Annotated in this window: 8 protein-coding genes; 7 read left to right on the top strand and 1 reads right to left on the bottom strand. The window is 34.2% G+C overall.

All coding sequences use genetic code 11. From position 1 onward, the window contains the following. The first annotated feature begins 286 nt into the window (after positions 1–286). The 3 genes from F4V44_RS26670 to F4V44_RS26660 all read left to right on the top strand — a co-directional run bounded on the left by F4V44_RS26670 (position 287) and on the right by F4V44_RS26660 (position 2789). On the top strand, positions 287–691 hold the full coding sequence (locus F4V44_RS26670) for a hypothetical protein (protein ID WP_150443008.1): 405 nt from the start codon (positions 287–289) through the stop codon (positions 689–691). Between the two features lie 74 nt (positions 692–765). Further along, on the top strand, positions 766–1017 hold the full coding sequence (locus F4V44_RS26665; RefSeq protein ID WP_150443007.1) for a hypothetical protein: 252 nt from the start codon (positions 766–768) through the stop codon (positions 1015–1017). A gap of 536 nt (positions 1018–1553) precedes the next feature. After that, a complete protein-coding gene (locus F4V44_RS26660; RefSeq protein WP_150443006.1) occupies positions 1554–2789 on the top strand; it encodes an IS110 family RNA-guided transposase in 1236 nt (411 codons plus the stop codon). A gap of 215 nt (positions 2790–3004) precedes the next feature. Here F4V44_RS26660 and F4V44_RS26655 read toward each other — a convergent pair whose 3' ends face one another. Beyond that, positions 3005–3448, bottom strand: a complete 444-nt coding sequence (locus F4V44_RS26655; RefSeq protein WP_150443005.1) for a cell wall hydrolase — start codon at positions 3446–3448, stop codon at positions 3005–3007. 780 nt (positions 3449–4228) lie between these two features. Here F4V44_RS26655 and F4V44_RS26650 point away from each other — a divergent pair. From F4V44_RS26650 to F4V44_RS26635, 4 genes are all read left to right on the top strand, one after another. Then, entirely contained in the window at positions 4229–5092 is an 864-nt protein-coding gene (locus F4V44_RS26650) for a carbonic anhydrase (RefSeq protein ID WP_150443004.1), read from the top strand. Between the two features lie 474 nt (positions 5093–5566). Further along, positions 5567–5770, top strand: coding sequence for a DUF1657 domain-containing protein (locus F4V44_RS26645; RefSeq protein WP_150443003.1), 204 nt, complete (start codon positions 5567–5569; stop codon positions 5768–5770). Positions 5771–5900: 130 nt separating this feature from the next. Beyond that, complete coding sequence (locus F4V44_RS26640; RefSeq protein ID WP_396897521.1) at positions 5901–6083, top strand: DUF1657 domain-containing protein; 183 nt, start codon at positions 5901–5903, stop codon at positions 6081–6083. Between the two features lie 13 nt (positions 6084–6096). Then, positions 6097–6378: DUF421 domain-containing protein (locus F4V44_RS26635; RefSeq protein WP_150443002.1), on the top strand; the 282-nt coding region annotated here is incomplete at its 3' end.

The raw sequence follows: 6378 nt of genomic DNA, 5'->3' as shown, positions 1-6378 counted from the left end.
CGGAGGTGCCTGGTTGTTTATATGCGTTATTTGATTACGGGCTTACGAAAAAGCAGGTATACTTATCGAAAATTTAGGACAAGGCGAGAAAATTTTTATTAATATTGAATTTTTACTTGCTAATTCTTCTGAGGATTCAAATATTATTCTTATTGAAGAACCGGAAAATCATTTAATTTATCTTAATATGCATAAATTAATTAATAAAATTATAACTACAGACCAAAAAAACAAGCATTTATTGCAACACATAGCAATATGATTGTTTCTAGATTAGATCTGCAGAATGCTGTATTTTTATAAAAACCAACTACAATTGTTAGAAGAAATACCAGAAGAATTGACAACAAATCAAGGCTATATACAAACAATCATAAAAAATGAAGAATTTGAGGAATGCAGGAAAAATACAAAGTTTGATGAAGTGCTTTTCAATCTAGCAATACAACAGGGGAAAGTTGATTTTATCAGGCGTTTTGCAGAGGGTCAGACTATGATGTTTGATAAAAAAGGGAAGGATACATTGGGGAAAGGGGCCAATTATTTTAGTTTAGATCAATCAAGCTCTATGAGAAAATTAGATACTCAAAGTAAAGGGTTCGCTCTAGCTATGATGAGTATTGCTAAAAAGCAAAAAAAGGAATTTTGCGTTTATCACATTTTCTACAAGTGTAAAAGTCCAAATTTTTAGGGAGAAGTACCACAGATGACTTAATCCAATTAGCTGAAAGTTTTTTAGGTTCCGGAACAAACTTTTAAGATCCGTTGAAAAAAACTTTGTCACTTATTAATGAAAGTCGTTTTAAACAAGCTGATATAGTGTTTGTGGCGGATGGCCAAGCCAATCTTCCGCCTGAATTCATTGAAGAATTTAGGCGTACAAAGGATAAGAAGAAGTTTGAATGTCTTTCGGTTTTAATTGGAGGAGAAACTGATTTTCAAACAGTACAAAAGCTCTCTGATTGGGTAATCAGTGCAGATGACTTCATGACAGCTGATGAGGCATTTGACATTTAAACATAATAGAAATTTTTAAAACCCATTTAGTCTTTATATGACTTCAGGAATTGAATCATACGTGTATTTGTCATTTTTAAAAAATTAAGGAGAAATCAACTTAGCAAACTGCACAGACAACCATGGTTAGTATACCCATTCACAATGGGGTATTTACACGGCTATAGCCAGTAGACCCATTGTGAGGGATACACTCATCATTAATTCTAATAGGGGGACAGTCACTGGTAGCGTCAGGAAAATGCGGATTTACAACGTTAAGTAAATTTCAATATTAAAGCGCCCGATCGTATTATAAGGTCAGCCAGAAAATATTTCTGGTTGACCGTTTTTTATATCGATATATGATAACGGTAGCCGGGGTAGAACGTAAGCGCCCGTGGGGCTAAGACCCCGTCCGCAAAACAGTTCGCCCCCTACTTGTAGAAACATGTTTGAGGCTGGTTGGGACACTGATCTCGTATAACAAGCGAAGCTATGACACTATGAGGAGGATTTAGGGGTTACCGGCAATTATCTTTGAAGGAGGAATTTGAATGAATCCAGTCATTGGTCTGGATGTAGCAAAAGGTGAAAGTCAGGTTCAAGCATACTTAGAAAGAAAGAAGCCTTACAAGAAAAGTTTCAAAGTAAAACATGATCTTGATGGATTAGCTAGTTTATTAGATTTTATTAAAGAGATAGAAGATATTTCGGGAGAACGTCCCCCTCTTGTTATGGAATCAACAGGTCATTATCACACACCTGTTTTTCAATATTTTGAGGACAAAGGCTATTTGATCATTATCGTAAATCCACTCATCTCTTATAAAGCAAAAAGTTCTAGTTTGCGAAAGGTAAAAACAGATATCATTGATGCCCATCACCTCTGCGAGCTGTATTATAAAGAGGATTTAGAGCCTTATAAAAAGCGTGGTATCCAACTTATGAACTTACGTCATCTTACGAGACAGCACGATAATATTACAGGCATGTTTGTACAAACCAAACTACAATTCCAGGCAGTTTTGGATCAAGTTTTTCCTGAATATAGTAAGGTTTTTGGGGGCTTATATTCGGATGTTTCTTTAAAAACATTACAAGCATTTCCTACTTCAGAGGATGTCTTGAAAGCTGATACTGAAATATTAGCAACTAAAATAAAAGAATTCTGTAACACTCGTTCACTACAATGGGCAAATAAACAGGCTGAAAAGCTAATTACTGCCGCAGCTCAAAACCCTTTTCAGAAGGCTCTATACTCTAGTCTTTCCCTAAGCTTAGATATGTATATTAATATGCTCTTTGAATACAAAAAACATCTATCCATGCTTGAAAATGAGATAGATGCTTTAGCAAAAAGTATTGAAGAATCTAAGATTATCCAATCAATTCCGGGTATCGGAGAAAAAATCGCAGCCACGATTATTTCTGAAATTGGGGAAATTGAAAGGTTTAATCACCCTAAGAAACTAGTCGCATTTGCCGGTCTTGATCCAAGTGTCTTTGAATCTGGCACATTTAAAGGTACTTACAATCGAATTACCAAAAGAGGCTCTAGCAGACTACGGCAAGCTTTGTTTATGGCTGTTAAATGTGCTATTCGTGACTGTCGTAAGCAGAAAACAACGGATGAAATCCTTCCTCGTAATAAGAGATTACGAGCGTTTTATGATAAAAAACGGGAAGAAGGAAAACCTTTTAGAGTAGCTGTGATAGCTTGTGCAAACAAACTCTTACACTGGATTTATGCACTTTTAAAAAACAAAACTTCTTTCCTAGATTTGGCTTGATTTAACAATTTAACCAAGTGAACCAGAACTTTCCAAATATAGTATTTGGACGGTTATTTGGTATGCACAAATTTAGTATAACATGATATTTCTAATATTTTTATTGAAAAATGTTGACAACTATTGGCTGGTTTTGTGGAAGATCTTATTGAAGATAAGAATCCATTTAGCATGTAAGTGTAATATTTTAAATCTTTCTTAGGTAAATACGATAGTTATCGATAGCCATAAACACTGTCACATGTTCCAGGCGCTGGTTCATAAAAACAATGTTGTTTAAATTGACCAGTAAAAGGTTGGCTGTACCATGTTGAAGGACACGGACCATATGGATTAAAGTACCAAAGAGCATATTTCGCCGGGTGCTCTCTCCAATATTCTAAATTCATTCTTGCTAATCTTCTTTCAGAGTCTCTTGCTCTTTGATAAAATACATTACCTTTTTGAACAGCTTCAAAAGAGTAATTTCCTCCTTGTACGTGAAAAATGACATCTCTAATTGTTCTTAATTCATTAAAATCAGTACAATCTGCTACAACACGGTTAACAATTACATTTCCAACATATAGCATTCCTTGTTTTCCTTCGCCTTCAGCTTCTGCTCTCATCATCCTTGCCATTAAATCAACGTCTGCATTTCGGTAAGCTACTCTTGTCATTTATCCACCTCCAAAATATAGTATGAAAAAAAGCATACATTCATGTCCTTGTTTATAAAATAAGAATGCTTAGTAAAGTTACGTGACAATGAAGAAGAGCTTTTTCAAAGCTGTAAAATACTCTAATGTTAATAGCATCAGGTATACATCTTAAACGATTATCACGGTGTACCATCGACTGTCACCTCTTATATTGAGTACGGACAGCATTTCAAAGATATTGTGCTTTTTCAAGCAAACTGATATCTTAGTTTAACCAAAATAAGCGATTACATATTTAGTAATTGCTCGCTGACTTTTCTATTCAATATAGTTTTACGTTATTCCTCGGTTATCGCTCCCTATATATTTCAATAAGACCTTTACTTTCTTATATTTTTTCTGTTGCTTTTAAATTTCTTCTTTCACTAAATGGTCCTTTAATATGAATAGCATTTTTTTTAAGTGGATGGTGGGCTACGTTCTTAAAAACGTGGCTATTCCTAATATACAAGTGCTTTTTTCAAACTTATGCCAAAATCAAACTATCATAAAAGGTTGTTTGTGATCACTCGTTCTACCTGCATAGGGGGTTTTTACTAAAATACAAGTCAATAACTAATTATTTAGTAGGAGGAATATTTCATATACTAATCTTTTTGCTTATGGAATGGCAGTCCATTTTTATCAAAAGTTGGAATTTAAATAGTTTTTGGAAAATAACTCTTTATTATTTTTTGAATCTTTAGTATCTTATTGGAGGAATAAGAGAAAATCAGAAAAGGGAGAACCATATCAAGTATGAAGAAGAAACTCATTTATTTATTTTTAGTTGTATCTTTAAGCTTTTTATTAGGTGCTTGCTCGGAACAAGCTCCAGAAACAGCTGTACTAAAAGAAGAAAAGACTAATGACGTGAAAGAGGATCAATCCACTGCTATGAAAGGAAATGAAGCAGAGGAAACTCATATTACACACGCTGCTCAGTGGTCTTATAATGGAGATACAGGGCCTGAACACTGGGGAAAACTAGACAATGCAAACTTAGCCTGTGTCAATGGAAGTGAACAATCTCCCATTAATATTGAATTTTCCCAAGTAAAAGCGAATAAAAAACTGGAAGGAATTCAGATTCAATATGAGCCAGCAACTTTTTCACTCTTAAACAACGGTCATACAGTTCAAGCTAATGCTGCAACAGAAAGCAACAGCATTGTCATTGAAGGGAATGAGTACAAGCTCTCCCAATTTCATTTCCATACTCCGAGTGAACATCAATATAATGGCCAAAATTATGATATGGAGCTGCACCTCGTACATAAAGATGCAAATGGAAAACTTGCCGTCCTTGGATTGATGATTAAAGAAGGAAGAGAAAATGGAAATCTAGCATCTGTTTGGGAAGTATTACCGAAGGAAGAAACAAAAAATGAGATTTCCGTAAAAGAACCGATTGATTTACAAGATTTATTACCCCACGATCAAACTTCTTTCCATTATAACGGTTCGTTAACGACACCTCCTTGTACAGAAGAAGTAAAATGGATTATTTTTGAGCAACCAATTGAAATGTCAAAAATACAAATTCAAGCATTCCAAGAAATTTCCCCTGACAACCATCGTCCCGTTCAACCTATAAATAAACGAGAAATTATTAGGAACTAGATAGGATTTCATTTACTTTTTTTACACGAAAAAAGAAAAATCTATTAATCTTGATGTCTATTCTCCATGACTTTCTGGACAACTTTGAGAAAGTTCGATCATTTATAAAAGTTTGAGCAGAAATCCTGTATCGATATGCAGGATTTTTTCTTGTTGTGGCTACTGTCAAAAAGTATGTTTTTATAAATCCTGAAAAATGGTAAATATACATGTGATTGGATAAAGAAACATTAAAATTTTATTATTCGTTACTTTATTAGAGTAGAATTGAAGAATGCTATACTTTAACGGATTTCCGAAAGAAGTCTCCCATCCTCAAGGAATGTGAAGGGCGTAGCCAATGAGGAGGTGGGAGATGAATGTCGGAAAACGATAAAAATACTTTGAATAAGTTATATTAATTCATACATACATTTAAGCACAAAGTAAAGAATATGTTTGTATTTGAATCTTTAAAGAAAGTTGGAATCTAACATGACCGTAATTACACAAGTGAAACAAACCATTGCTGGACTAAAAAGCGCTCAAGCAAGCTTAGAAACTTTTTCCTTGGGCACAGATAACCAAGAAGCAAAACAGTTATACGCAGATGCTGCTAAACAAGCGCAAGCCATTATTGATAGTATTGAGCCACGTTTGCAACAAATTCAACAGGAAGAACCACAATATAATCAATAATGATATTTAAACCGATTACATTGTGTTAATCGGTTTATTTTGCATGTAAAGTAAATCATAAATTAGAATTTATCATTTAACCAGTATACAAGGATGATGAAAAAATGACTGTTATTTCAAACGTAAAGCAATGTGTATCGCCACACTAAAAGGAATTGAAGCCCAGTTATCCACTCTCGCTTTACAATCTCAAGACGAAAGTGCACAAAAAGCCTTTCATGAATCGATGCTTACAATAGAAGATGTGCAAAAAGATCTTCACAAGAGGCAGGTTGAAATAGAAAGGGAAGAACCACAATATAAACAATCGTAATCGGGGTGAAACCATGTCTGAGTGGGCACATATTATTATTCGTTCTGTGATTTTTATTGTTGTGTTAATCTTTATGACAAGACTTTTAGGGAAAAAACAAATATCTGAAATCAGCTTTTTTGAATATGTTTCAGGGATTACGATTGGTAGTATTGCCGGTGAGGTTATCATGGGTTTGGAAAGAAACATCGGTCATGGAGTACTTGCGATTGTGATTTTTGCTGTTATTACTTTATTAGTCGACTACATTGCATTAAAAAGCCAAAAGTTCAGAAAGTTAGTTGAAGGAACTAAA

The sequence above is a fragment of the Niallia endozanthoxylica genome (assembly GCF_008710145.1).
GTDB classification, from domain to species: Bacteria; Bacillota; Bacilli; order Bacillales; family Cytobacillaceae; genus Bacillus_BD; species Bacillus_BD endozanthoxylica.
This window is presented reverse-complemented; position numbering and strand designations above follow the sequence as displayed.

Coding starts and splice junctions, on each gene's coding strand:
- F4V44_RS26640 (WP_396897521.1), top strand. CDS start 5,901: ATGTGTATCGCCACACTAAAAGGAATTGAAGCCCAGTTATCCACTCTC.
- F4V44_RS26645 (WP_150443003.1), top strand. CDS start 5,567: ATGACCGTAATTACACAAGTGAAACAAACCATTGCTGGACTAAAAAGC.
- F4V44_RS26650 (WP_150443004.1), top strand. CDS start 4,229: ATGAAGAAGAAACTCATTTATTTATTTTTAGTTGTATCTTTAAGCTTT.
- F4V44_RS26660 (WP_150443006.1), top strand. CDS start 1,554: ATGAATCCAGTCATTGGTCTGGATGTAGCAAAAGGTGAAAGTCAGGTT.
- F4V44_RS26655 (WP_150443005.1), bottom strand. CDS start 3,448: ATGACAAGAGTAGCTTACCGAAATGCAGACGTTGATTTAATGGCAAGG.
- F4V44_RS26670 (WP_150443008.1), top strand. CDS start 287: ATGCTGTATTTTTATAAAAACCAACTACAATTGTTAGAAGAAATACCA.